This window comes from Bradyrhizobium sp. SHOUNA76, assembly GCF_023006445.1.
GTDB lineage: Bacteria > Pseudomonadota > Alphaproteobacteria > Rhizobiales > Xanthobacteraceae > Bradyrhizobium.
Window position 1 is genome coordinate 1 of sequence record NZ_JALBHA010001122.1, and the last position, 529, is coordinate 529.

Genomic DNA, 529 nt, shown 5'->3' on the forward strand with positions numbered 1-529 from the left:
CGCGGCATCACGTTCTTGAAGCGCGAGGTCGCGGGCGCGACGATCGCGTCATAGCCGGAAGCCAGCGACACGATCAGCGCGGCCAGCGGCTCGGCAAGATCGTGCGCGTAGAGGTCGCCGTCGGCGAGCAGCACCTTCTTCACGCCGGCAAGCTTGGCGGCGGCATCCGCCGCGGCCTTGGCGTTCTGGCCGGCGACCAGCACCTCGACGTCCGCGCCGAGCGCGGCAGCCGCGGTCAGGGCCTTGTTGGTCGCATCCTTGAGCGACGCATTGTCGTGTTCGGCAATCAGAAGCGTCGTCATCAGAGCACCCCGGCTTCGTTCTTGAGTTTCGACACCAGCTCGGCGACGTCCTTGACCTTGACGCCGGCCTTGCGGCCGGCCGGCTCCGTCGTCTTGACGACCTCGAGACGCGGAGCGACATCGACGCCGTAATCGGCGACGGTCTTGTCCGCGATCGGCTTCTTCTTGGCCTTCATGATGTTCGGCAGCGAGGCGTAGCGCGGCTCGTTGAGACGCAGATCGGTGGT

General features: G+C 66.7%; 2 pseudogenes. Both read right to left on the reverse strand.

The annotated features are described in order from the left end of the window. Positions 1-302 (reverse strand): annotated as a pseudogene (locus tag MOV74_RS40080) (electron transfer flavoprotein subunit alpha/FixB family protein); the annotation flags it as partial. Continuing rightward, positions 302-529, reverse strand: a pseudogene (locus MOV74_RS40085) (electron transfer flavoprotein subunit beta/FixA family protein); the annotation flags it as partial. The pseudogenes MOV74_RS40085 and MOV74_RS40080, both read right to left, overlap by 1 nt.